The organism is Lysobacter yangpyeongensis, from assembly GCF_042655745.1.
Taxonomy (GTDB): Bacteria; Pseudomonadota; Gammaproteobacteria; order Xanthomonadales; family Xanthomonadaceae; genus Agrilutibacter; species Agrilutibacter yangpyeongensis.
In genome coordinates, this window is record NZ_JBHSNM010000002.1 from 757153 (window position 1) to 781085 (window position 23933).

Below are 23933 nucleotides of genomic sequence, written 5' to 3' on the forward strand. Positions count from 1 at the left end.
TTTTTCTTCTTTCCCTAAAACAGCAACACCTCCCGCCTGCCGCGCTCGACCCCGCCTTGGCCCCCTACGGCCTCGCCGAAAGGCAGGGAGCACCCACGCCCGTAAGCTAAGGCGATGCCCGAACTGCCCGAAGTCGAAACCACCCGCCGCGGCCTCGCCCCGCACCTCGAGGGGCGCACCGTCACCGGCGTCACCCTGCGTCGCCCCGACCTGCGCTGGCCGATCCCGCGCGAGGTCCGCGAACTGCTTCCCGGGCAACGCATCGCCGCGGTGCGCCGCCGCGCCAAGTACCTGCTGCTCGATACCCAGGCCGGCAGCGCGCTGCTGCACCTGGGCATGTCGGGGAGCCTGCGGGTGTTGCCGGCCGCGACGCCGGTGAAGGCGCACGACCACGTGGACCTGGCGCTGGATTCCCGGCGCGTGCTGCGCTTCACCGATCCGCGCCGCTTCGGCTGCCTGCTCTGGCAGGCGCCGGGCACGACCCACGAACTGCTGCGCGACCTCGGCCCCGAGCCGCTGTCGCCGGACTTCAGCGGCGACACCCTGTTCGCGCTCAGCCGCGGCCGCAAGGCGCCGGTGAAGACCTTCCTGATGGACCAGCGCGTGGTGGTGGGCGTAGGCAACATCTACGCGGCCGAAGCGCTGTTCGAGGCGGGAATCTCGCCGCTGCGCGCGGCCGGCAAGGTGTCGCGGGAACGCTACGGGCGCCTCTCCGATGCGGTGAAGCGCATCCTCGCCTACGCGATCGACCGCGGCGGCACCACCCTGCGCGACTTCATCCGCCCCGACGGCGAGCCGGGTTATTTCGAGCTGGAGCTGGCCGCCTATGGCCGCGGTGGCGAGCCCTGCCCGCGCTGCGGCCGCCCGCTCAAGCACGCGGCGATCGGTCAGCGCGCCACGGTGTGGTGCGGGCACTGCCAGACGTAGGCCACCGCGTCGCCCGGAACCGGCCGTCCCGCGCCCCGACGCGCCCGCGCCGCAATGCGCACAGCCGCTTCCGGATTGGGTTTATATTCGGCTCATCTCCGGGGGTCGGGTCTTCCATGGCGGACAGTGCGGACATCACCTTGCTGCTCGATGCGGCCCGTGGCGGCGACCGCGGCGCGCTCGACAACGTGCTCGCCCGCCTCTACTCGGAACTGCATTCGATGGCGCGGCGCCAGCTCGCCGGCCAGCACGGGCAGACGCTCGACGCCACCGCGCTCGTGCACGAGGCCTACCTCAAGCTGATCGGCCGGCGCGAGGCCCACTTCGACGACCGCGCCCATTTCTTCGCCTACGCGGCCTCCGCGATGCGCAGCGTCGTGGTCGACTACGCGCGCCAGCGCCTGGCGCAGAAGCGCGGCGGCGACCTGCACCGCGTCACCGACCTGCCCGAGGACGTCGAAGGCGGCCTGCGCCTGGACGAGGAAACCCTCGGCCTCGACGTCGCGCTGACCAAGCTGGCGGCGGTCGACCAGAAGCTCGCGCAGGTGGTCGAACTGCGCTACTTCGCCGGCCTGTCGGAACTGGAAATCGCCGCCCTGCTCGAGCGTTCGGAACGCAGCATCCGTCGCGACTGGCAGAAGGCGCGGATGTTCCTGCTGGCTTCGTTGAAGGACTCCTGATCGCGCCGCCGTCGCGACGACGGCCTACGGGGAGTACGGAACACCGATGGACCCTGCGCGCTGGCAACGCCTGTCCCCGCTGCTCGATGCGCTGTTCGAGCTGCCGGTGGAAGCGCGCGCCGAACGCCTGCGCGAACTGCGCGACGAGGACGCCGAGCTCACCGACGAACTCGAGGCGCTCATCGCGCTCGAGGAAGAACGCACCGACTTCCTGGCCGAACCGCTCACGCCGGCGCGCATGGGCGCGCAGCCCGGCACGGTGGTCGGTCCGTACCGGCTCGACCGCCTGCTGGGCGAGGGCGGCATGGGCCAGGTGTGGCTGGCCTCGCGCGCCGACGGCCTCTACCAGCGTCGCGTCGCGCTGAAGCTGCTGCGCCCCGGGCTCACCGACACCAACCTGCGCCTGCGCTTCACCCGCGAGCGGCAGATCCTCGCGCGGCTGGCGCATCCGCACATCGCGCGCCTGCTCGACGCCGGCATCACCACCGAAGGCCTGCCGTACCTCGCGCTGGAATACGTCGACGGCGAGCCGATCACCGATTACTGCCGCGCGCTCGACAAGCCGGTCGCGCAACGGCTGCGCATGTTCCAGCAGGTGTGCGATGCGGTGAGCCACGCGCACGCCAACCTGATCGTGCATCGCGACCTGAAGCCCTCCAACATCCTGGTTACGCCCGCAGGCGAAGTGCGCCTGCTCGACTTCGGCATCGCCAAGCTGCTCGACAGCGAAGTGCCGGTGGTGGAACAGACGCGTACCGGCATGCGCGCCTTCACCCTGCATTACGCGGCGCCGGAGCAGATCCGCGGCGAACCGGTCACCACCATGACCGACGTGTATTCGCTCGGCGTGGTGCTGTACGAACTGCTCACCGACCGCAAGCCCTACAAGCTCAAGCGCGAGAGCGATGCGGCGTGGGAAGACGCGATCCTCTTCAACGATCCGCTCAAGCCCTCGCAGACCGTGCTGCGCCGGATCGAACGCGACACGCACGAGGACTACAGCCATGTCGCCGACCTGCGGCGGCGTGCGCGCGTGCTCGCCGGCGATCTCGACAACATCGTGCTCAAGGCGCTGTCGAAGCGGCCCGAGCAGCGCTATCCCTCGGTCGAGGCGCTGGCGCTGGACCTGCGCCGCTATGAGGAAGGCCGCCCGGTCCTGGCGCGTTCGCAGGGCGTGGGTTACCGGGTGCGCAAGTACTTCGCGCGGCACCGCTGGACGCTGCTGACCGCGACCACCGTGGTGGTGGTGCTCGGACTGTCGATCGGTCTGGTCGCGTGGCAGGCGCGGCAGGCGCTGGCCGAAGCCGCGCGCGCGCAGGCGATGCAGGACTTCATGGTCGGCCTGTTCGAACAGGCCGGCGGCGCGCCGGGCCAGGCCGTGGATCTGCGCAGCCTGCTCGCCACCGCCGAGGCGCGCGATCGTGCCGAACCCCAACGGCAACCGCGCGCGCGCGCCGAACTGCTCGGCCTGCTCGCGCGGCTGCGCCTGGGCCTGGGCGACTACCGCGAAGCCCAGACACTGCTGCGCCGCCAGGCCGCCATCGTCGACAACACGCGCGACATTCCCGACAGCCTCAAGCTGGAGTCGCTCACCCTGCGCGGGCAGATGCTGGCGCTGCAGGACCAGGCGGCAGAGTGCATCGCACTGATGCAGCCGTTCCTCGATCTCGCCCGCAACGAACAGGCGCAGCTGCCGCCGCAGAGCAGCCAGTTCTATTCGCAACTGGGCCGTTGCCGCCGCGCGGCCGGCGAGCGCCAGGGCGCGCGGCAGATGTACGAGCGTTCGCTCGCGGTGCGACGCGAGACGCCCTCCGACGACGTGGGCATCGTCGAGAACCTGATCGACCTGGCCGCGCTGCAGGGCGATGCGGGCGATACCGCCGCGGCGCTGCGCGGCTACGACGAAGCCATGGACCACCTGCGCGTGCACGTCAGCACCCGCCACCCGCTGGCGGTGGACATCCTGCGCCAGCGTTGCGCGCTGCGGCGCGTGCAGGGCCACGCCGCCGCCGCGGAAAAGGACTGCCAGGCCGCGCTCGATCTCGCCCTGCAACTGCACGGTGCGGACAGCCGCGCGGGTGTCGATGCGCGCCGCCAGCTGGCCGCGCTGCATGTCGACGAAGGACGCTACGCGCAGGCGCAGCGCGAATTCGCGCTGACCCAGCAGTGGCTGGTCGCGCGCCTGGGGCCGGAGCATCCCGACGTCGCGCGCAACTACAACAGCCTGGGCATCACCGCCTGGGAGCGCGGCGATTTCGCCGCGGCGTTGCCGGCGCTCGCGCACGCGGTGGCGATCTGGCGCAAGGGCAGCGATCGCGGCCTGCTTGCGGCGGGCCTGTTCAACCAGGCGATGGTGTTGCATGACACCGGCGCCGATGCCGACGCGCTGCCCCTGCTGGAGGAAGCGCGGCGGCTGCGCGTCGCCCAGTTCGGGGCACGCCACGGTCTCGTGGGCGACACGGACCGGCTGATCGGCGAAGTCGCCGCGGCCCTGGGCGACCATGCGCGTGCGCAGGCGGCACTGCAGAGCGCGGTGGCGCTCACGCGCGAAGGCTACGGCGCGGAGCACTCGCACACGTTGCGCGCCGAACTCGCGCAGGCGCGCCTGCTCGCCGTCGCCGGCAATGCAGCGGCCGCGCGGCGCCTGGCCGAGATCGCCAGCCTGCCGCCGAGCGACAGCGAACGCAGCAAGACCCGCTGGCTGGCGCGCGCCTACCTCGCCGAAGCGCGCTGCCGGCGCGAGCCGCTGCTCGCGGGACCTGCTCTCGATGCCGTAGCCGCCGACATGCAGGCGGCGATGCCCGAAGGCGGCGCGGTGTTGCGCGAAGTACTGGGCATTCGCGCCGATTGCCACTGAGGCCGCGCGTCGCCTCTCACAGCAACGGCGGCTGCTGCGGTTCCGGCAGGCCTTCGACCGAGCTCTCGCCGCGCATCACCTTCTTGAACTCCGCGCGCGAGACCGACACGTAACGCTCGTTGCCACCGATCTCGACCTGCGGGCCCTGTTGCACCGCGCGCCCGGCCTCGTCGACGCGCACGGTCATCGTCGCCTTCTTGCCGCTGTGGCAGATCGTCTTGATCTCGTTGATCTCGTCGGCCCAGGCCAGCAGGTACTGGCTGCCTTCGAACAGTTCGCCGCGGAAGTCGGTGCGCAAGCCGTAGCACAGCACCGGCACGCGCAGCGCATCGACGATTTCACTCAGCTGCCAGACCTGCGGCCTGGCGAGGAACTGCGCCTCGTCGACCAGTACGCAATCGAGCCGGCCATGTGCATCGATGTCCGCGCGCACGATCTGCTCGAGGTCGTCGTCGCGTTTGAAGGCATGCCCGGCCGCCTTCAGGCCGATGCGCGAGGCGACGGTGCCGCGGCCCGCGCGATCGTCCAGGCGCGGGGTCAGGATCAGCACGCGCATGCCGCGCTCGCGGTAGTTGTGCGCCGATTGCAGGAGCGTGGTGGTCTTTCCGGCGTTCATCGCCGAGTAGTAGAAGTAGAGCTTGGCCATGCGCGCAGTTTATCCGCGCATGCGATCCACGACTTGGGCAACGCGCTTACGGCCGGCGACGTGCGCGCGTTGCCGGGCCGACCTCGACGCGACCGCTGGCGCGATCCAGCAGCGCGTCCTGTTCCCGCCAGTAGCCCTGCAGGCGCCGCAGTCCGCCGTCGCGCCCGTACAACTCGTCCGGCGAACCGGCGACCGATACCGCATAGGCGGCCGCATTCGATCCGATGTCGGCCACGAAGGCACCGTTCACCGGGCCGCCGCCGCTTTCCATCATCTGGCTGCGGTAACCGACCCGGCTGCCGGTCATGTCGCGGGCGAAGCGGCGGATCTCCGCCTCGGCGCGCGGCTTGGCCACGGCGTCGCCGTAGCGGTCGTAGAAGGCGGGGCCCTGCGCGAGGGCGCGCGCGCGTTCGTCCGCGTCGAGCTGCGACCACATCTTCTCGCGGATCGCCAGCAGCGGCCGGCTGCCGCGTTCGGCGGCGAGGTCGCTCCAGATGTAGGCCTGCACGCGATCGACCGGAACCCCGGCGCCGTGCCAATGGATGAGGCTGAGGAAGTGCTGCGAATACTTGTCCGCGTAGGTGGCCGCGCGCTCGAAACGCTGCACCGCTTCGTCGTAATGCCCGCTCTGGTAGGACTTGAGCCCGTTGAGCCGCCATTCCTCGTTGGGCCGTCCGCGCGCGGAGACCAGCATTGCGTCGATTTCCATGAAGCTGGCATCGACCAATTGCAGCTTTTCGCTGGCCGCCACGTGACCGAAGGCCAGCAGGCAGGCAACCACGAGACACGCGGGGCGCACGTTCATGGACGCACTCCGTCAGCCGGAAAGGCGTAGCGATGAACGAACGCTACGCCCCGGCGGACCACGCCGCAATTACGGCGAATGTGCCGATGCGGACACGCCGACGGGCGCCCTCAGGGCGTCGGCGCGGGTTCGGGCGGCACTTCCGGCGGAACCTCGGGTGCAGGTGCGTCGATCTCCGGCGCAGTTTCCGGGATGCGGGTGTCGACCGCGTCCGTCGCCACCTCCAGCTCACCCACGGTGACCTTGCCGATGCGTGGCCGTGCCCAGATCTTGTCCTGCCACGCCCAGTACTTGCGCGCGTCCCAGTAACGCTCGTCGTAGAACTTCGAGCCTTCGATCATCTGCGAACCGGACGGACCGGGAAGCTCGATCTTCACACCGTGATTGAAACCGGTACGACTTCCGGTCATTTCCTTCCGGCCGCGGCGCAGCGCCGTCTCGTAGCGCGGCTTGGCCGCAGCGTCGCCGAAGCGCGCGTAGATCGCCTGGCCTTCCTCGATGGCGCGCGCGCGTTCGGCCGCATCCAGGGATTTCCAGTACTTCTCGCGCAGCCCGATGAAACCGGTGTAGCCGCGCTCCGCGGCCAGGTCCATCCAGGCGTAGGCGAGCGCGCGATCGGCAGCGACGCCCTCGCCGTTCCAGTACATCTCGCCGACCATGCCCTGCGAGGGCTTGTCGGCGAAATAGCTGGCGCGGCGGAAGTAACGCATCGCCTTGTCGAAATCCTTGGCCTCGTACGCCTTCATGCCGAGCAGGCGGTACTTGAGATCCTGGTGGTGGCCCAGGAATCCGGCCGTGATCAGCAGCGGATCCTCGAGCGGATCGGGCGGCACGACGGCCTGCTCCGCGCGCACGTCCAGCACGGGCATGATTCCCAGGACCAGCGCCAGGACCGACCACTGCCACACACGCTGCTTCGACATCCGTTTCATCCGCTTTGATTGGGTGCGCAAGCTTAGCCGGCCGACGCGATCGCCGCAGGTAAACTGACGACCTACGCGGCAGCCCCGCGCCACGCAGAAGCCGGGAATACGCGGGTCGCGGCGCCCACGAGCAGCATGCGGCCTTCAATCGGCTCGCGCGTCGCGGAATGCCGGCGCCCGCCCGGTAGAATGCGCGGCCAGTTCGCCTGTCGTCCGCATGCATTTCCTCAATCCTCCCCAGCGCGCCGCCGTCCTGCATACCGACGGCCCCCTGCTTGTGCTCGCCGGCGCCGGCAGCGGCAAGACCCGCGTCATCGTCGAGAAGATCGCGCACCTGATTTCCTCGGGCCGCATGCCCGCGCGCCGCATCGCCGCGATCACCTTCACCAACAAATCGGCGAAGGAAATGAAGGAGCGCGTGGCCAAGCGCATCAAGGGCGATGCGGCCGACGGGCTGACCATCTGCACCTTCCACGCGCTGGGGCTGAAGTTCCTGCAGATCGAACACGCCAGGGCCGGGCTGCGCCGCGGCTTCTCCGTGTTCGACAGCGACGACACCGCCGCGCAACTGAAGGACCTGCTGCCGCCGGGCAGCAAGCCGGACGTGCTCGACAACGCACGCAACCTCATTTCCCGCGCGAAGAACGCCGGCCTGCCGCCGGAAGAAGCGCTCGCGGTCGCGCAGAGCCCGCGCGAGATGGACGCGGCGATCCTGTACGGCAAGTACCAGCAGCGCTTGTCGACGTTCAACGCCGTCGACTTCGACGACCTGATCCGCCTGCCGGTGCAGTTGCTGGAAGCCGACGAAGACCTGCGCCTGGCCTGGCGCGAGCGCATCGGCTACCTGCTCGTCGACGAATGCCAGGACACCAACGACGCGCAGTACCGTCTGTTGAAAGCACTGGCCGGGCCGAAAGGTCTGTTCACCTGCGTGGGCGACGACGACCAGTCGATCTACGCCTGGCGCGGCGCCAATCCGGACAACCTGCTGCAGCTGGGCAAGGACTATCCGGCGCTGGAGATCATCAAGCTCGAGCAGAACTACCGCTGCTCCAACCGCGTGCTGCGCGCGGCGAACGCGCTGATTGCGCACAACCCGCACGAACATCCCAAGACGCTGTGGAGCGACCAGCCCGACGGCGAACGCATCCGCGTGTGGGAGTGCCGCGACGCCGCGCACGAAGCGGAGAAGGTGGCGTCGGAAATCCACTTCCTCGCGCAGAAGCATGCCGCGCCGTGGAGCGACTTCTGCATCCTGTTCCGCGGCAACCACCAGAGTCGGCCGCTGGAAAAGGCGCTGCAGCTGCTGCGCGTTCCGTATCACCTCAGCGGCGGCACCGCGTTCCTGGAACGGCAGGAAGTGAAGGACACACTCGCATGGCTGCGGCTGATCGCCAATCCCGACGACGACGCGGCGTTCCTGCGCGCGGTGCAGGCGCCCAAGCGCGAAGTCGGCGCGACCACGCTGGCCAAGCTCGCCGAACTCGCGCACGGCCAGCACATGCCGATGTCGCGCGCCGCCGAATCGGTGGGCGCGCTGAAGCAACTGGCGCCGCGCGCGGCCAACGCGCTCGACGGCTTCATGCAGATCGTGCGTTCGCTGCGCGCCGATGCGCAGCGACTGAGCCCGGCCGAACTGGTGCGCGTGCTCGGCGAGAAGTCCGGGATGCTCATGGCGATCCGCATGCAGTGCAAGGACGAAGCCAGCTTCCAGCGCCGCAAGGAAAATCTCGAGGAACTCGCGGGCTGGTTCGACGGCGGCAAGGGTTCGGGCCCGGGCGAACTGGCCGCGCAACTCGCGCTGCTCTCGCACGCCGACAAGGGCGAGGCGGGCAACCAGGTGCGGCTGATGTCGATGCACGGCGCCAAGGGCCTGGAGTTCCGCTACGTCTTCATCGTCGGTTGCGAGGACGGCACGCTGCCGCACGACATGGCGCTGGAGGAAGGCAGCCTCGACGAGGAACGCCGCCTGCTCTACGTCGGCATCACCCGCGCGAAGGAACAGCTGTGGCTGTCGCATTCGCGTGAGGCCTCGCGCTGGGGCGACAAGGTGCGGCTCAAGCCCAGTCGCTTCCTCGATGAATTGCCGGCAGCCGAACTGCAGCGTGACGGCGCCGATCCGGTCGCCGATGCGGAGCGCAAGAAGGAACGCGCCAGCGCCGGCTTCGCCGCGATCAAGGCGCTGCTGGAAAGCTGACCCCGCGCGCCGGTTCCGCGCTTGCGCGCGTACGACTGCCACGGCGCCGTTGCGCGCCTTGGGTACACTCGGCCGTCTCTTTCATCGACACCGACGCCATGCGCCTTTCGCCTCCCGCGCTTCCCGCCCTCGCCCTGCTCGCCGCCCTGACCGGCGGCTGCGCCACGCATGCGCCGACCGCGGCCGTCGAAGCACCCGCGCCTGTCGCCGCCGCACCGGCGCAGGACCCGCCGCCCGACGACAGTCTCAACGCCACCGTGTGGTACCAGACCTCGGTCGAACGCGACCTGGTCTACACCGCGCTCTACCGCGCCGCGGGGCAGCGCCTCGACGCCGCGCTGAAGGACCGCACCTGGGATGCGTTGCCGAAGGAGGAACGTCGCAACGACTACGCCAGGCTTGCACCTGCGATCATCGTCGACATCGACGAGACGGTGCTCGACAACTCGCCCAGCACGGTGCGGCAGATCCGCGAGCATCGCGGCTTCAACAGTGCGACATGGCGGGAATGGGTGAACGAGGCCAGGGCGAAGCCGTTGCCGGGCGCGGTCGAATTCCTCTCCGCCGCGGCGAAGCGCGACGTCACCGTCTTCTACATCAGCAACCGCGACGCCGATCAGGCGCAGCCGACGCTGGCGAACCTGCGCGCAGCGGGCTTTCCGCTAGCGGACGACGCGCAGTTTCTCGGCCTGGGCACGGTGGTCGACGGCTGCGAGCAGCATGGTTCCGAGAAGGCCTGTCGCCGCCAGCTGGTCGCGCGCAATTACCGCGTGCTGATGCAGTTCGGCGACCAGGTCGGCGACTTCGTGCAGATCGCGTCGAACACGCGCGAAGGCCGCCGCGCCGCGATCGCGCCGTACCAGTCCTGGATCGGCGAACGCTGGTGGCCCCTGCCCAACCCGCTCTACGGCAGCTGGGAACCGGCGCTGTTCGACAACGCCTGGAACCAGCCGGAAACCGCGCGCCGCGCCGCGAAGGAAGCGGCGCTGGATGATGCGAGGGAGTGAGGCTGCCCCTCTTCGATCGGCATCGTCTTGAGGAAATGAGGTCGGTCGTACTTTCGCCTGGCATCTCTTCGAAGCCGGCGATCGCACTGCGTTGTCTTGAAGTTTTTCGCTCGTCATCCCCGCGAAGGCGGGGATCCAGTGCCTTTGCTTTTGCGCCGTGTATCCACTCACCTGACCGATTGCTTTGCCTTTGTGTAGGCGCTGCGCAGCGTGGACAGGATGGACGCGGTCTCGGCCCCCTGTATTCAAAGCTTCAGGACTTCAATAGCAAAGTCGCTGGATCCCCGCCTTCGCGAGGATGACGAGCAAAAGCAAAGTCGCTGGATCCCCGCCTTCGCGAGGATGACGAGCAAAAGCAAAGTCACTGGATCCCCGCGTTCGCGGGGATGACGAGCAAAAGCAAAGTCCCTGGATACCCGCCTTCGCGAGGATGACGAGCAAAGCAAAGTCACTGGATGCCCGCTCGACCGGACATTCGTCCGTTGAAAAGCCACGGGAATGGCGAGTCAAAGGAAAAGGACCAGATCCCCGCCTTCGCGTGGATGACGAGCGAAGCGCGCTGACACGTTGGTCCGCACGGTTGCTCTTTTTTTGCTTTTGCCCCTGCTTTTGCCCCTGCTTTTGCCCCTGCTTTTGCCCCTGCTTTTGCCCCTGCTTTTGCCCCTGCTTTTGCCCCTGCTTTTGACCTTGACGTTGAACTTGTCGGGGCCCCGTAGCGCAGCGGCGGGCGGGACGGATCAGGCCCGCAGGGCGCGCGGCAGGGATGCCGCGCGCTTTTCGACAGGACAGGGATGTCCTGTCGAAAAGCCCCGGCCCGTCCGCGGACCCGGAGCGAAGCGGAGGGCGCGTAGCTCCGGGGTGCCCTTTCTTTTGGTTATCTTTTCTTTGGGCAAGCAAAGAAAAGTAACTCGCCCCGCAGGGGCGAAAGCCTTTGATGTTGTTGTTGCTTCAAAGCTTCAAAGCTTCAAAGCAAAGTCCATGGATCCCTGCCTTCGCGGCAATGACGAGCAAAAGCAAAGTCACTGGATCCCCGCTTCCGCGGGGATGACGCGCAGAAGCAAAGTCGCTGGATCTTCGCTGCAGACATTCGTCCGTTGAAAGCCGCGGGGTTGGCGAGTCAAAGGGTTCAAGACTTCAAGGCAAAGGACCAGATCCCCGCTTCCGCGGGGTGACGAGCGAGAAACCTCAAAGCAAAGTCACTGGATCCCCGCCTTCGCGGGGATGACGGGCAAAGCAAAGTCACTGGATCCCCGCCTTCGCGGCGATGACGGGCAAAAGCAAAGTCACTGGATCCCCGCTTCCGCGGGGATGACGGGCAGAAGCAAAGTCACTGCCCCCCGCCTTCGCGGGGATGGCAAGCAAAAGCACAGTCACCGGATGCCCACCTTCGCGGGATGACGACGGACAGATTTCCGCTGACGGAAACGCAAAAACTCTGCACGCCCACCCCACGGACGAGCCGCGCACCGCGGCCCGCCCGTCATCACTCCTTCACGCGTTGGGCTGATGGACCATCCGGATGTACGGCTTCGCCGCCGTCCATCCCTGCGGGAACAACTGCTTCGCATCATCGTCCGACACCGAACCCGCGATGATCACGTCGTCGCCCGGCTTCCAGTTCACCGGTGTGGCGACCTTGTACTTCGAGGTGAGCTGGATCGAGTCGATCACGCGCAGCACCTCGTCGAAATTGCGGCCGGTGGTCATCGGATAGGCGAGCTCGAGCTTGATCTTCTTGTCCGGGCCGATCACGAACACCGTGCGCACGGTCTGGTTGTCGGCCGGCGTGCGGCCCGCCGCGGCGCCCTGGGTGCCGGCCGGCAGCATGTCGTAGAGCGTCGACACGCTCAGATCGGAATCGCCGATCACCGGATAGTTCGGCGCCACGCCCTGCGTGTCGCGGATGTCGTTCGCCCAGCGCTTGTGGTCTTCGACCGAATCCACGCTCAGGCCGATGACCTTGACGTTGCGCCTGTCGAACTCGGGCTTGAGTTGCGCGACGCAGCCCAGCTCGGTGGTGCAGACCGGAGTGAAGTCCTTGGGATGCGAGAACAGCACGCCCCACGAATCGCCCAGCCAGTTGTGGAAGCCAATGCGGCCTTCGGTGGTCTCGGCGGTGAAGTCGGGGGCGGTATCGCCAATCCTGAGTGCCATGGTGGTGTTCCTCTGCCCGTTCGGCGCCCTCGGAACGACGCGAGTCCCCACGGCGGCGCGCCTCCGCAGGGCGCGCGCGCAGAGGTCGGCGTCTTTTCCCACTCGCGTTCGCGGAGGAGCGCTTACTCCTCCGCAGGCTTTCTTATACGCCCCGGCGGCGGCGGCGGGCGACCGGATATCGGTTGCTCGGCCACAAGCCACTCGTGTTAAAAATCAATAAGTTATAAAGTCATGGCAATGTATTGCTTAAACTTGGAAAGGCGGCTAACCTGCGGCGGTCCGGTTGATCCGGAACAGCGCCACAACCAAGTCCTCCGGCCTCGGCCGGATTGCGGGAGGCCCACCGGCCTCCCTTTCTTTTTGCGCGCAGGGCCTCTGCCCGCGGATGCGCGCTTCGGCGGGCCGCTTGAGAAGGCGCTCAATACGTAATTGTCGCCGTGACCGTATCGCGGTAGGTGCCCCCCGCCGGCGTCGCCTGGGCGGGAACGTCGCCATACACGGGAATCGTCTGGGCCGTGCCCGTGCCGGTGCCCGGATAGGCGGCGCCCGCGGTGCCGTCGCCCCAGATCGTGGTGTGCCCGCCGTCCTGGTAGAGCTGGTAGCTGACGATGCCCGGGCCGCTGCCCTCCAGGCTGAGCTTGCGCGCCGCGATCGTGTTGCCCGCCGTGGTGCCGGCGTTGAGCGCGACCGTGTACGGCATGGCGCTACTGCAGGTCACCGTCAGCGCGCCGCTCGCGGACACGCCGCCGGTGAGATTGGCCACCGTGCCGAAGTTCAGCGTCGAGGCGGCGATGGTGCAGGTTCCGCCCAGCGTCACCGTGGCCAGGAACGAAGACGGAGTCTGGTACGAGCCGGTCAGGTTGGAACAGGGCGAGCCGCCGCTGGGAATGCGCGCCCGCACCGTCAGCGACGATGTGTAGGTGCCTGCCGGCAGGTTCTGGTTCGCGGCGATGCGTCCGTACATCGCCACCGTTTCGCTGCCGCTGCCACCGCCGCCGATGGTGACCTGGACTTCCTGGCCGTCCGAGCCGAAGTAGTTGCCCCAGTTCGCGCCACCCGGCGTGGTGGTGATCCCGTAGTCCAGCCAGTTGAACAGGCCGTTGACCATCACCCGGCTGTTCACCGTGCTGGGGAACGTGCCGGCGTCGATCGACACGCACACGCGCCGCACGCTGCCGGGGCTGCCCGAGCAGGTGACCGTGACGTTGGCGCTGGTGTCGCGCTGCGCGGTCGGGGTGCCGATGGTGCCGAACGCCAGCGTCTGCGCCGATGTCGAGCACGTCGACTGGGCCTGCGCATGCGCCGGCCACAGCAACAGCAGGGCGAACAGGACCAGGACGAAACGCAGGCTCATGGCAGTGCTCCGCAAGGCAGCGGCCCCAGCTGCAATACGCCCGTGTCCCCGGGCAACTGCGCCGGCAGCGCATAGCGGCAGGTGCTGCCCGGCAGTTCCACTTCCAGCGTGCCGCCGGCGGGCAGGTCGGCGAGATAGGCCTGGCCGTCCAGTCCTACGAGAAACGCATCGCCGTCCACGATCCGGCCCTGCGTGCCGGCCGGCATCGGCGCGCCGCCGGCGGTGAGCAGGGTCACCATCGCCGGATGCACGCGGGCGACGTCGAAGCGCACGAGCACGCCGCCGTGGTCGGCCGGCGTGACCATCTGCTCGAGCGGCGGCACGCGGTATTCGACGCCGAGCGCGTCGGGATCCATGCCGACGCGGTTGCGCTGCCAGCCGCGCAGATCGGGCAGCAGCACGAAGCCGCGCGCGTTGGTCGTGCCGAACAAGCGGTTCTCGTACAGCACCGGCACGCCGGGCACGCCCTGCGTGCTCACCACCGCGAAGGAATCGCCGATGCGCCGGCTGGCGAAAGTGGCGCCGCCCATCCACACCAGGCTGCCGCTGGCCTGCCCGAAATAGTTCGTGTCGCCGCGATCGTGGTCGGCGCCGAGGGTGGCTTCGCCGTAACGGCCGCGCAGCGTCGTCGAGGCCAGGCCGTAACGGCCGTCGCGATCGCCCGCCTGCAGTTCCCAGCCCCAGCCGCCGTCGTAGCCGGGCGACTGGCGCACCGCGGCGATCGCGTCGTCGCGGTCGCGGCTGTGGCTGGCCGAGAGCGAGGCATCGCGCAGGCGACCCAGCGGCAGGTTGAAGTTGAGATTGAAGCCGGCGCCGGAGCTGTCGCTGTCGAAGACGCCCAGGCTGGCGTTGAGGCGGTGGCCGATCACCTGCGACCAGGTCAGCGTGCGCACGCTGTCCTCGTCGCCAGCGTGGCTGCGCCAGCGCAGCCACGAGAAGGCGAGGCTGCCGCGCGGCATCGCCCACCAGGCCGACGCCTGGTCCTGCGCGCGCAGCGAGGTGGGCACGCCGCCTTCGGCGAGGTCGCCCAGGTCGCGGAAACCGCGCGAGCGTCGCTGTGCCTTCAGGTCGAAGCCGAAGCGCGGGCTCATCCACTGGTAACCGGCGCTGCGCTGATCGCCGCTGCCATTGCCCTCGCTGCGCGCGAGCGAGGCGGTGACCACCCCGAGGTGGCCGGCCGGCGCCCACACCACGCCCGCGCCGGCCAGGCGCAGGTCGGGGCCGTACTCGGCGTGCGCCTCGCCGGTCACCGACATCGACAGGCCGCGGCGGTAGCTGCCGCTGGCGACGACGTCGTCGCCGTAGCGGTCGTGGTCGGTGGCGTAGCCAAGGCGCAGGCGTCCGGCTTCCAGGCTGAAATCGCTCAGGCCCGGCGCCAGGCGCTGGTAGTCGACATAGATCGGCACGCTGGTCTGCGTGGTGCGGCCCAGCGCATCGCGCACCACGAGCGTGGCCTCGCCCGCGCCGGTGATGCGCGGGAAGCTGTCGAGCACGAACGGGCCGTCGTCGATGTCGGCGCCGAACTGCTTCACGTTGTCGACCAGCAACTCCACCGAGGAGGGCACGGTCGCCTGGCCGGTGAAGCGCGGTACCGGGAAGGTGATCAGGTCGGGGCGCACGCCGAAGTTGCGGCGCAGCTGCACGCCGCCCATGCGCACCGGCCGCGACCACGCCAGCCCGCCGCCGATGAAGTCGCCGGCGCTCCAGGTGGTCATGTGGCGCGAATCGCTGTAGGTCCAGCGCGTGTCGAGGCGCTGGTAGGCATCGGCGCGGTCGCCGGCGCGGCTGACGAAGCTGTTGTCGATCGCGCCGAAGCGGCCGAACGCGCGCAGCATCGTGCCCAGCGACAGCGTGTCCTCGTGGTCGGTGCTGCGGCCGTAGGCGTCGTAGTCGAGCAGCAGGCCGGCACTGCGCGTGGCCTCGACGGCTTCCGGAATGCGGTAGCCCAGCGACTGGTTGGGGCGCAGCTGCGGGGCGACGTCGAGGATCAGGCGCTGGCCTTCGACGTCGTAGCGGTAGCTCAGCCCGGTCACCGCGTCCAGCGCGATCAGGCCGGATTCGTCGGTGGGCAGGGCCGGATCGACGACGACGCCGAGTCGGCGCAGGTCGTCGGGGGTGATGAACAGGCGGCCCTCGCGCAGTTGCACGCGGGCAAGCTGGCCAAGCGGGCGTTCGCCCAGGTAGGCCTCGAGGTACAGCAGTTGCGTGTCGCCGGCGCCGGTCGCCGCGGCGACGCCGCCGATGTCGGGAAGTCCGAGCTCGCCCAGCGACACCGAGCCGGTGCCGGTGCCCGCACCCGCACCCGCGCTCGCCGTCGTGACGTACGACGACAGCGCGATGGCGAGGGCAAGCGTCAGCGACCTAGGGCGCACGACCGACGGCAATCGAAAGCGGCTGGCCATTGAGGCGCGTTTCCAGCTGCAGTTCGCCGTCCAGGCGCGCGAGTGCCGCGGTATCGAGCGTCCAGTGACGCTCGCTGGCGGGCAACACGTATCCAAACAGGCCCGGGGTCAGCGGCATCGCGTGACCGTGGCCATCGATCAGGCGCGACGCGCCCAGTTGTGCGGCCTGTCCGCCGCCGTTGCTGCACGCCAGGAACGCTGCATGCACCTGGCACTGCAGCACGGGCGGGGCCGCCTTCGCCGCCCGCAGATACACGGGCACGACGAAACGCAGACGCAGCTGGATGCCGGTCTGTGCGGTTTCGCCCGGCGTGGGCAGTTCGTCGACGACGAGGCGGTAGGACCCGTCGCGCGATTGCGGGGCCGGTCCTTCGCGCACCAGCCGCACCACCTGGCTGGCGCCGGGAGCGATCTGCATGATCGCCGGACTGATCGCGACGTCGTTGGTCGCGGCCATCCGGTCCTCGCCTTCGGCCTGGCTCCAGGCGAAGACGCGCACCTGCGCCGCGATCGGCGCATCGCCGGTATTGGTCACGGTCATGCGGCCGGCGGTGGCGCCCGGCGCCAGTTCGACCAGCGTGGGCGCGACCTGCAGCTGACCCTGTGCCCAGGACGCGGGCACGAACGAAGCCAACGCCGCGCCCAGGAGCGCGGCGGGGACTGCCCGTTTCATGATCAGAATTCGATCGTGGCGGTGATCGTGTCGTTGTAGACGCCGGCGCCGACGGACTGCAGCGGCGTACCCGGCACGCGGCCGTACACGGTCAAGGTCTGGTCGGCGTTGTTGCCGGTGCCGTCGACGTCGTTGGCGGTGCCGCCGGCGGCGGTCTGACCCCAGCGGTTGGTGCGGGTGGCGTCGGTGTACAGCTCGTAGCTCACGAACTGGCCGGGATTGGCGGCGCTGGCCAGGCGGCGCTGGCCGGCCGAGGCGTTGAGGCCGTCGTTGAGGCCGACGTGGTACAGCGCGCCGTTGTTGCAGTTGACGGTCAGCGAGGTCGCCGCATCGCGATCGGCGGTGATGTTGCCGGTGACGCTGCCGAAGTCGATGTCGGACGCGGTGTTGCCGGCGGTGAGGGTGCAGGAGTTCTGGACGGTCAGCTGCACGCCGAAGTTGGCGGTGGTGTTGGCGGCGCTGGCGGCGAAGGGCGAAACGACAAGAGCGGCAAAAAGGACGGTCTTCTGGAGGTTCATTTTCGGGAATCTCAACGACATGGGTGGAGCCGTCCTTTGCAAGAATGTGATCCGGGTCGCGTAACGTAGCACGAACCATGCCAATGCTGGCGCTTCGTTTTGCACGGCCTGCGGGACCGCCCTTGCGGCCTTCACGTCGCTTTTACGTCATGACCGTCGGGGCACGTCACTAGCTGACGCTTGCCGGCGTCGCCGCGGAAACGATTTCGCGACCGCCTTGGCTTGTGGCGCCGGCAGACCGCAGGCCAAGATCGCCCCCGATGCCTGCGTTGCCGTCTTCCATCTGCCCCGCGCCTGCCCGGATCCGTGCCGTCGCCGCCACCCTCCTGCTGCTCGCCGCCGCGGCCTGCGTGCCGGGTAGCTCGGCGCCCGAGGCCGGCCCGGATTCGCCCGTGGCCGCCGTGCAGCAGCTGGTCGACGACCTGCGGCGCGACGACCTGGCCGCCTACGCCCGCCATGCCGTTCCCGAACCCCTGCACGCGCGGCTGGCCACCGCCTGGGACCAGGGCCGCACGCTGTGGCCGCTGAGCGAACTGCCGCTGGACCAGAAATTCCAGGGCTTCCTCGCCGCGCTGTCGGCGCCGCGCTCGGAACAGACGCTGCTGGCGGCCTATCGCCGCCAGTTCGCCGGCGCGCAGAAGGAGATCCGCGACGCGGCCACCACGCTGGGCCTGTTCACCGTGCAGTACGTCGCCAACGAGGGCAGTTACAGCGACGAGGAACGCGATCACTACCGCCAGCTGATCGGCGCCCTTTCCCGCTGGGGACAGCGCGCGCCGCTCGCCGACCCGGCCCGCGCGCGGCAGGTGCTGCCGCAGATCACCCTGGCGGCCCGCACCACCGGCCTGGGCGGGCCGGACGGCCTGCACCGGGCCGGGATGGAAGCCAGCCTGCAGCGACTGGGCCCGTTCTTCGTCCGCGTGGAGCATGCGCTGGCCGCCTACGGCCTGGACTTCGACGCCGCCCTGGCCGGCATGCGCGTCACGCTGGCCGAGCAGACCGGCGACCAGGCGCGGGTGCGGATCGAGTACACCCTCGCCGGCGAACCCATCGACGCCCTCGTCCGGGTCGAGCGCCGGGGCGGCCGCTGGTACCTCAGCGACCTGCTGCGCCGGGCCGAAACCGAAGCCGGTGCGGCCACCCTCGCCGGCGGCAGCGGCGGACCGCCCAGCCGCACGCCCGCGCGCCGCTGAGCGGCCGCGGCCCCCTCCGACCCGGCCGCGGCCGCCCACTTCCGAGATTTGGCGCCGATCGGCCGGCATAATCCCGCCAATGCCGAACCAGACTTCCCTCTTCCCGGACGACGAACCCTCGCGTCCGCAGACCCCGGCATCCGCCGATCCCAAGGCCACGCCGGCATCCGCGGCACCGGCCGTGTCGGCCGAAACGGTCCCGGCGATGCCCGCTGCCGCCGGCTCCGCGCCGTCGGAACCCACGCCACCGGAAGCCGCGCCGGTAGAACCCGTACCGCCGACATCGCCCGCCACCGCCGCCGAGCCCGAACCGGCGCAACCCGACCTGCCGATGGCGGCGCCGCCCGCCTTCGCCGCCGATCCGCGCCCCGCCGCCCCCGCCCGCCGCCCGCTGTGGGCGAAGCTGCTGGGCTGGCTGATGGAGCCGTGGGTCGAACTGAAGATCGAGCCGCAGACCGCCGCCGAACACCTCGCCCTGCTGGGCGGCCGGCCGGTCTGCTACGTGCTCGAGGACTACGGCCTGTCCAACGCGCTGATCCTGGAACGCGCCTGCCGCCAGGCCGGCCTGCCCACCCCGCTGCAGCCGCTGCCGGGCGACCCGCTCGGCCGCAAGCGCGCCTACCTCGCCCTGTCGCGCCGCAACGTCAGCGCGCTGGCGCCGCTGGCCGACAGCATCACCGGCACGATCACCGGAACCATCACCGGCACCCCCGCGGCACCGCCGCCGGCGCCGTCGCCGAAGACCCATTCGGGCTCGCTGGCCCGCCTGCTCGAGGCGCACCGCGCCGAACCCGAACTCGACGTGCAGCTGGTGCCGGTCTCGATCTTCGTGGGCCGCGCGCCGGACAAGAACAGCGGCTGGTTCTCGGTGCTGTTCTCGGAAAACTGGACGCTGGTGGGCCGCTTCCGCCGCCTGCTGTCGATCGCACTGAACGGCCGCGACACGCTGGTGCAGTTCGCGCCGCCGGTGTCGCTGCGCGGCGTGCTCGACGAAGGCCTGCCGCCCGAGCGCACCGTGCGCAAGCTGTCGCGCGTCCTGCGCACCCACTTCCACCGCCTGCGCGCGGCGGTGATCGGGCCCGACCTGTCGACGCGGCGCCTGCTGATCGACAGCGTGCTCGCCTCCGACTCGGTCAAGGAAGCCATCGCCGACCAGGCCGCGCGCGACAAGACCTCGCTCACCGAGGCGTGGAAGAAGGCGCACGGCTACGCCTACGAAATCGCCGCCGATTACTCGCACCCGGTGGTGCGTTCGGCGAGCTTCCTGCTCACCACGGTGTGGAACCGCATCTACCGCGGCGTGCTGGTGCACCACCTGGACAAGCTCAAGGCCGCCGCGCCGGGCCACGAAGTCATCTACGTGCCCAGCCACCGCAGCCACATGGACTACCTGCTGCTGAGTTACCTGCTCTACACCAAGGGCGTGGTGCCGCCGCACATCGTCGCCGGCGTCAACCTCAACCTGCCGGTGGTCGGAACGCTGCTGCGCAAGGGCGGCGCGTTCTTCATCCGCCGCAGCATCCGCGGCAGCGTGCTGTATTCGGCGGTGCTGAGCGAATACGTCGCGCAGCTGGTCGGCAACGGTTATTCGATCGAGTACTTCACCGAAGGAGGCCGCTCGCGCACCGGCCGCCTGCTGCAGCCCAAGGGCGGCATGATCTCGATGACGGTGCGCGGCTTCCTGCGCCAGCCCACGCGCCCGGTGCTGTTCCAGCCGGTCTACATCGGCTACGAGAAGCTGATGGAAGGCAACAGCTACCTCGACGAACTCACCGGCAAGCCGAAGGAAAAGGAATCGGTCTGGGCGCTGCTCATGGGCATCCCGCGGGTGCTGCGCAGCAACTACGGCCAGGTGGTGGTGAACTTCGGCGAGCCGATCCTGCTGGGCGACGTGCTCGCCGAGCACGCGCCGAGCTGGGACGGCCGGCCCGTGCCGGAAGACGAGAAGCCCAAGTGGCTCTCCGACACCGTCGACGCGCTCGCGCAGAAGATCAACGTCAACATCAACCGCGCCGCGGACGTCAATCCGATCAACCTGCTGGCGCTGGCGCTGCTGTCCACGCCCAAGCACGCGATGGGCGAAGGCGACCTACGCGCGCAGATCGCGCTGTCACAGAAGCTGCTCGCCGACCTGCCGTTCTCCGACCGCGTCACCGTCACGCCGCACACGCCCGAGCAGATCATCGCCCACGGCGAGGAAATCAACGTGCTGGAACGCACGAAGCATCCGCTCGGCGACGTGCTCGGCGTCGATGACGAGAAGGCGGTGCTGCTCAGCTACTTCCGCAACAACGTGCTGCACCTGTTCACCGCGGCGGCGTGGATCGCGTGCTGCTTCCAGCACAACCGGCGCATGAGCCTGACGCGCGTGCTCGAACTGGGCCGCAACGTGTATCCGTTCCTGCAGGCGGAACTGTTCCTGCCGTGGACCGCGGAGCAGTTCGGCGAGCGCCTGTCGCGCACCGTCGACCTGTTCGTCGGCGAGGGCCTGCTCGAACGCGTGAGCGACGAGGACGGCGGGATCCTCGCGCGCAACGCCGGCCAGAGCGACGAGGTGTTCCGCCTGCGCGCGATCGGCCACTCGCTGCAGCAGGCCTTCGAGCGCTACTACATCGCCATCTCGGTGCTGGCCAAGAACGGCGCCGGCACGCTGAGCTCGGGCGAACTGGAAAGCCTGTGCCATCTCGCCGCGCAGCGGCTGTCGCTGCTGTACGCGCCGGCGGCGCCGGAGTTCTTCGACAAGTCGCTGTTCCGCGGCTTCATCCAGAAGCTGCGCGAACTGCGCCTGGTGTGGCCCGACGGGAACGGCAAGCTCACCTTCGACCACCACCTGACCGCCTGGGCGAAGGACGCCAAGGTGATCCTCGGCCGCGAGATGCGGCACACGATCGAGAAGATCAGTCCGGAGTCGGGCAAGTCCGGCGAGTGAATGCGACGGCACGTCGCGACGGTCGCTGCACGCGGCCGTCGCGCTCCGGTGCGTGCATCGCAGATTGCGCGGCTATGCGGGCTGGTCGGGAATCAGCGCGCTTTCCAGCCGCGCGATGCAGTCCTTCAGCCACAGCTTGCGCTTCTTCAGGCGCTTGATGCTGAGCTCGTCGGCGGACACGTCCGCGGTGAGCCGTTCGATCGCCAGGTCGAGGTCGCGGTGTTCGACCTTCAGTTCGGCCAGCTTGCGGGCGATGGCGGCGGGATCGTCGGCTTCGATCATGGGCCGAGCTTACGCTGCCGGCGCGGCTTGCCCAAGGCAACCGAGGAATCCGCATGCGGCGGGCGCACAGGCCCGCCGCATGCGACGCTTCAGTTGAACTTGAACCAGGCCGACCGTGCCTCGCCGTCGCCCAGGTCCAGCTCCAGCCGCCGGCAGCTGCCACGCAGCGAATTCGCCGCCATCCAGTCGAGCTGGTAATAGCCGTTGCCGAGGTTGCGCAGCTGGCCGTTGCTGCCGCCGTAGGTGCTGATGCGGCTTTCGGTGGTCACCGGACAGGCGATGGCGGTGGCGTTGACGCCGGCCGCGGTCAGGTTGGCGACCGGCGCGCCCTGCGCGTCGACCACACGCCAGCGCAGCGGCACGGAACGGCTCGCCTTGGATACGTTCAGCACCGACGGGTTCTGCACCGGCGAGCTGAAACCGACGAAGCCGTACACGACGCGATAGCCGGTACTGGCGCTCGCGCTGTTGCCGGCGGCATCGGTGACGCTGCAGGCGACCGACTTGGCGCCGACGCTGGCCGTCGCCAGCGGCGCGCAGGTTTCGCCGGCAATGCCGGACAACGCGTCGCTGCCGTTCGCTTTGGCCTGCTGCGGGCTGTTGAGCAGCAGCGTGCCGGGGTTCACCGACGGCAGGAGCGTCGGCGCGGTGGCGTCGCGCTTGACGGTCACGGTACGCACCGTCGTGCCGCCGGCACTGGTGGCGGTGCAGGTGAAGCTGGCGCCGGGCGTGTCGACCGTCAGTTGCACGGTGTTGCAGCCGATACCGCCGACGGCCGATTCCGCATCGCTCACCTGCCAGCTGATCTGCACGTTGCCGACATACCAGCCATTGGCGCCGAGCGGACCGGTCACGCTTGCCGAAACCTGTGGCGGCGTCGCGTCGGTAACCCAGTTCTTGTAGGCCGGCTCGCTGCGATTGCCCGCGGCATCGACGGCGCGAACCAGCAGTTCGTGCAGTCCCGGCGCGAAGGTGCGCACCAGCGGCGAGGCGCAGGCCGCATAGGCGCCGCCATCGAGCGCGCATTCGAAGCCGGCCAGGCCCGACAGGGAGTCGTGGCCCTCGAACGTCACGGTCGCCAGCGCGCCGTCGGCGGTGAACGATTGCACCGACACGATCGGCGCCTGCGTGTCCACCTTGAGGGTCACGCTCTCGACGGTGTTGCCGCCGACGCTGTCGGCGAAGCAGTGGAAATCCATTCCCTGCGTGTCCCACTGGACCTGCACCGGATCGCAGCCGTCCTGATAGCGGATCGACGATTCGGGTTCGCTCACCAACCAACTCAGATTGACCGGGCTGATGTACCAACCATTGTCGCCGAGGGTGCCGGCGATCTGCGCCTGGATCAGCGGCGGCGTGTCGTCGATCGACACGACGACTTCGCGACGCGCGGCGAAGCCGTTCTGGTCGCGGCCTTCGACGGTGATCGGATAGCGACCCGGTTGGTACGCGCTGCCATGCAGCACGCCATTGGGATCGAGGAAGAAACTCCACGGCAAGGTGCCGGCGACGATCGCATACGTCGACGCCTGCACCGGCAGCGGTCCGTCGCTGCGCAGCTGGAACTGCACGTTGAGGTACTCGCCCGGCCGCACGCCAGGCACGGACTCGGGGTCCAGTTCCAGGTGCGGCGTCATCCACGGCTCGCCCCAGCATTCGCGCGTGCCATCGGTGCGGATCGCGCAGGTGTGCGAGCTGCCGGCAGACACCGCGACGAACGTGCCCTGCGGGATGTTCTGCAACTGTCCGCTCCAGTCGGCGCCCCAGCAGAACAGGCGGCCGCTGGTGCGGATCGCGCAGCTGTGGTGCGCACCGACCGACAACGCGCGGAAGGTGGCGAACTCGGGCAGCTGGCCGGGTTCGTTCGGGTCGTACGGCAGCTCCGCGTCCAGGCCCCAGCAACGGATGTGCAACCCGCTGTCGAACCCGCAGCTGTGGCGCTCGCCCGCCTGGATGGCGAGGAACGCGCGCTCCGGCGCCAGCACCGGCACGGTCTGACCGTCGCCGTCGTAGCCCCAGCACGCGCCGGTGCCGTCCGCACGCACGCCGCAGCTGTGCATCAGGCCGCCGCTCAGATTGCGGAACAATCCCGGCGGCACCAGCGTCTTGCCGTCGACTTCGCGGCCCCAGCAATGCGCGTGGCCATCGAGCGCGAGCACGCCGCAACCGTGCTCGTAGCCCACGTCGAACTGCCGCAGCGGCTCGATCGGCAGGTTCTCGCTCACCATCGGACTGCCGAAGCACTGCAGCATGCCGAATCGGAAATTGCCAAAGTAAGTGCGACAACTCCAGCCCCCAAGAATGCAGGGGTGAGCTGGCAGACTGGTTGGGACTCTGATCCGGCAAGAAAGGAGCCCCAACCGTGACGTACCACCAGCTCACCGAG

At 69.2% G+C, this 23933-nt stretch carries 17 protein-coding genes; 7 read left to right on the forward strand and 10 right to left on the reverse strand.

The window, feature by feature from the left end:
- Positions 1–114 precede the first annotated feature (114 nt).
- The 3 genes from mutM to ACFPN1_RS10235 all read left to right on the forward strand — a co-directional run bounded on the left by mutM (position 115) and on the right by ACFPN1_RS10235 (position 4464).
- On the forward strand, positions 115–927 hold the full coding sequence (mutM, locus tag ACFPN1_RS10225) for a bifunctional DNA-formamidopyrimidine glycosylase/DNA-(apurinic or apyrimidinic site) lyase (protein ID WP_386754807.1): 813 nt from the start codon (positions 115–117) through the stop codon (positions 925–927).
- Positions 928–1043: 116 nt separating this feature from the next.
- Positions 1044–1607, forward strand: a complete 564-nt coding sequence (locus tag ACFPN1_RS10230) for an ECF-type sigma factor (protein WP_386754808.1) — start codon at positions 1044–1046, stop codon at positions 1605–1607.
- A 46-nt stretch (positions 1608–1653) separates the two neighbouring features.
- The gene (locus ACFPN1_RS10235; protein WP_386754810.1) at positions 1654–4464 is read left to right on the forward strand and encodes a serine/threonine-protein kinase; all 2811 of its coding nucleotides are present in this window, start codon (positions 1654–1656) and stop codon (positions 4462–4464) included.
- A gap of 16 nt (positions 4465–4480) precedes the next feature.
- On the opposite strand, the gene ACFPN1_RS10240 is transcribed toward ACFPN1_RS10235, so the two are convergent.
- From ACFPN1_RS10240 to ACFPN1_RS10250, 3 genes are all read right to left on the reverse strand, one after another.
- On the reverse strand, positions 4481–5110 hold the full coding sequence (locus ACFPN1_RS10240; protein WP_386754811.1) for a thymidine kinase: 630 nt from the start codon (positions 5108–5110) through the stop codon (positions 4481–4483).
- 46 nt (positions 5111–5156) lie between these two features.
- Complete coding sequence (locus ACFPN1_RS10245; protein WP_386754813.1) at positions 5157–5915, reverse strand: SEL1-like repeat protein; 759 nt, start codon at positions 5913–5915, stop codon at positions 5157–5159.
- A 110-nt stretch (positions 5916–6025) separates the two neighbouring features.
- Complete coding sequence (locus ACFPN1_RS10250) at positions 6026–6838, reverse strand: tetratricopeptide repeat protein (protein ID WP_386754814.1); 813 nt, start codon at positions 6836–6838, stop codon at positions 6026–6028.
- 217 nt (positions 6839–7055) lie between these two features.
- Between ACFPN1_RS10250 and ACFPN1_RS10255 the strand changes: the two genes are divergently transcribed.
- Positions 7056–9035 (forward strand): UvrD-helicase domain-containing protein, encoded by a 1980-nt coding sequence (locus ACFPN1_RS10255; protein WP_386754815.1) that lies wholly within the window; start codon positions 7056–7058, stop codon positions 9033–9035.
- A gap of 98 nt (positions 9036–9133) precedes the next feature.
- A complete protein-coding gene (locus tag ACFPN1_RS10260; protein WP_386754816.1) occupies positions 9134–10042 on the forward strand; it encodes a 5'-nucleotidase, lipoprotein e(P4) family in 909 nt (302 codons plus the stop codon).
- Positions 10043–11533: 1491 nt separating this feature from the next.
- On the opposite strand, the gene ACFPN1_RS10265 is transcribed toward ACFPN1_RS10260, so the two are convergent.
- From ACFPN1_RS10265 to ACFPN1_RS10285, 5 genes are all read right to left on the reverse strand, one after another.
- Positions 11534–12196: a peroxiredoxin gene (locus tag ACFPN1_RS10265; RefSeq protein ID WP_386754818.1), complete on the reverse strand. Its 663-nt coding sequence runs from the start codon at positions 12194–12196 to the stop codon at positions 11534–11536.
- Positions 12197–12614: 418 nt separating this feature from the next.
- Positions 12615–13550 (reverse strand): Csu type fimbrial protein, encoded by a 936-nt coding sequence (locus tag ACFPN1_RS10270; RefSeq protein WP_386754819.1) that lies wholly within the window; start codon positions 13548–13550, stop codon positions 12615–12617.
- A complete protein-coding gene (locus tag ACFPN1_RS10275) occupies positions 13547–15952 on the reverse strand; it encodes a fimbria/pilus outer membrane usher protein (protein WP_386754820.1) in 2406 nt (801 codons plus the stop codon). Before ACFPN1_RS10275 ends, ACFPN1_RS10270 begins: the two co-directional genes overlap by 4 nt.
- Positions 15912–16625: a fimbrial biogenesis chaperone gene (locus ACFPN1_RS10280; protein WP_386754821.1), complete on the reverse strand. Its 714-nt coding sequence runs from the start codon at positions 16623–16625 to the stop codon at positions 15912–15914. The genes ACFPN1_RS10275 and ACFPN1_RS10280 overlap by 41 nt, the downstream gene beginning before the upstream one ends.
- 2 nt (positions 16626–16627) lie before the next feature.
- Positions 16628–17143, reverse strand: a complete 516-nt coding sequence (locus ACFPN1_RS10285; RefSeq protein WP_386754822.1) for a Csu type fimbrial protein — start codon at positions 17141–17143, stop codon at positions 16628–16630.
- Between the two features lie 260 nt (positions 17144–17403).
- Between ACFPN1_RS10285 and ACFPN1_RS10290 the strand changes: the two genes are divergently transcribed.
- Both ACFPN1_RS10290 and plsB read left to right on the forward strand, forming a co-directional pair.
- On the forward strand, positions 17404–18336 hold the full coding sequence (locus tag ACFPN1_RS10290; RefSeq protein ID WP_386754823.1) for a hypothetical protein: 933 nt from the start codon (positions 17404–17406) through the stop codon (positions 18334–18336).
- Between the two features lie 70 nt (positions 18337–18406).
- Positions 18407–21265: a glycerol-3-phosphate 1-O-acyltransferase PlsB gene (gene plsB / locus ACFPN1_RS10295; RefSeq protein WP_386754873.1), complete on the forward strand. Its 2859-nt coding sequence runs from the start codon at positions 18407–18409 to the stop codon at positions 21263–21265.
- A 72-nt stretch (positions 21266–21337) separates the two neighbouring features.
- On the opposite strand, the gene ACFPN1_RS10300 is transcribed toward plsB, so the two are convergent.
- Positions 21338–21544, reverse strand: a complete 207-nt coding sequence (locus ACFPN1_RS10300) for a YdcH family protein (protein ID WP_386754874.1) — start codon at positions 21542–21544, stop codon at positions 21338–21340.
- A gap of 92 nt (positions 21545–21636) precedes the next feature.
- Positions 21637–23799 carry a PxKF domain-containing protein gene (locus tag ACFPN1_RS10305; protein WP_386754824.1) on the reverse strand — a complete coding sequence of 721 codons (2163 nt, stop codon included), beginning with the start codon at positions 23797–23799 and terminating at the stop codon, positions 21637–21639.
- Positions 23800–23933 lie beyond the last annotated feature (134 nt).

What these genes read in the sequence shown, in the direction of transcription:
- ACFPN1_RS10260 (WP_386754816.1), top strand. Translation starts at nt 9,134, where the DNA reads ATGCGCCTTTCGCCTCCCGCGCTTCCCGCCCTCGCCCTGCTCGCCGCC.
- ACFPN1_RS10250 (WP_386754814.1), bottom strand. Translation starts at nt 6,838, where the DNA reads ATGTCGAAGCAGCGTGTGTGGCAGTGGTCGGTCCTGGCGCTGGTCCTG.
- mutM (WP_386754807.1), top strand. Translation starts at nt 115, where the DNA reads ATGCCCGAACTGCCCGAAGTCGAAACCACCCGCCGCGGCCTCGCCCCG.
- ACFPN1_RS10255 (WP_386754815.1), top strand. Translation starts at nt 7,056, where the DNA reads ATGCATTTCCTCAATCCTCCCCAGCGCGCCGCCGTCCTGCATACCGAC.
- ACFPN1_RS10235 (WP_386754810.1), top strand. Translation starts at nt 1,654, where the DNA reads ATGGACCCTGCGCGCTGGCAACGCCTGTCCCCGCTGCTCGATGCGCTG.
- ACFPN1_RS10270 (WP_386754819.1), bottom strand. Translation starts at nt 13,550, where the DNA reads ATGAGCCTGCGTTTCGTCCTGGTCCTGTTCGCCCTGCTGTTGCTGTGG.
- ACFPN1_RS10245 (WP_386754813.1), bottom strand. Translation starts at nt 5,915, where the DNA reads ATGAACGTGCGCCCCGCGTGTCTCGTGGTTGCCTGCCTGCTGGCCTTC.
- ACFPN1_RS10280 (WP_386754821.1), bottom strand. Translation starts at nt 16,625, where the DNA reads ATGAAACGGGCAGTCCCCGCCGCGCTCCTGGGCGCGGCGTTGGCTTCG.
- ACFPN1_RS10285 (WP_386754822.1), bottom strand. Translation starts at nt 17,143, where the DNA reads ATGAACCTCCAGAAGACCGTCCTTTTTGCCGCTCTTGTCGTTTCGCCC.
- ACFPN1_RS10230 (WP_386754808.1), top strand. Translation starts at nt 1,044, where the DNA reads ATGGCGGACAGTGCGGACATCACCTTGCTGCTCGATGCGGCCCGTGGC.
- ACFPN1_RS10240 (WP_386754811.1), bottom strand. Translation starts at nt 5,110, where the DNA reads ATGGCCAAGCTCTACTTCTACTACTCGGCGATGAACGCCGGAAAGACC.
- ACFPN1_RS10305 (WP_386754824.1), bottom strand. Translation starts at nt 23,799, where the DNA reads ATGCTGCAGTGCTTCGGCAGTCCGATGGTGAGCGAGAACCTGCCGATC.
- ACFPN1_RS10265 (WP_386754818.1), bottom strand. Translation starts at nt 12,196, where the DNA reads ATGGCACTCAGGATTGGCGATACCGCCCCCGACTTCACCGCCGAGACC.
- ACFPN1_RS10275 (WP_386754820.1), bottom strand. Translation starts at nt 15,952, where the DNA reads ATGGCCAGCCGCTTTCGATTGCCGTCGGTCGTGCGCCCTAGGTCGCTG.
- ACFPN1_RS10290 (WP_386754823.1), top strand. Translation starts at nt 17,404, where the DNA reads ATGCCTGCGTTGCCGTCTTCCATCTGCCCCGCGCCTGCCCGGATCCGT.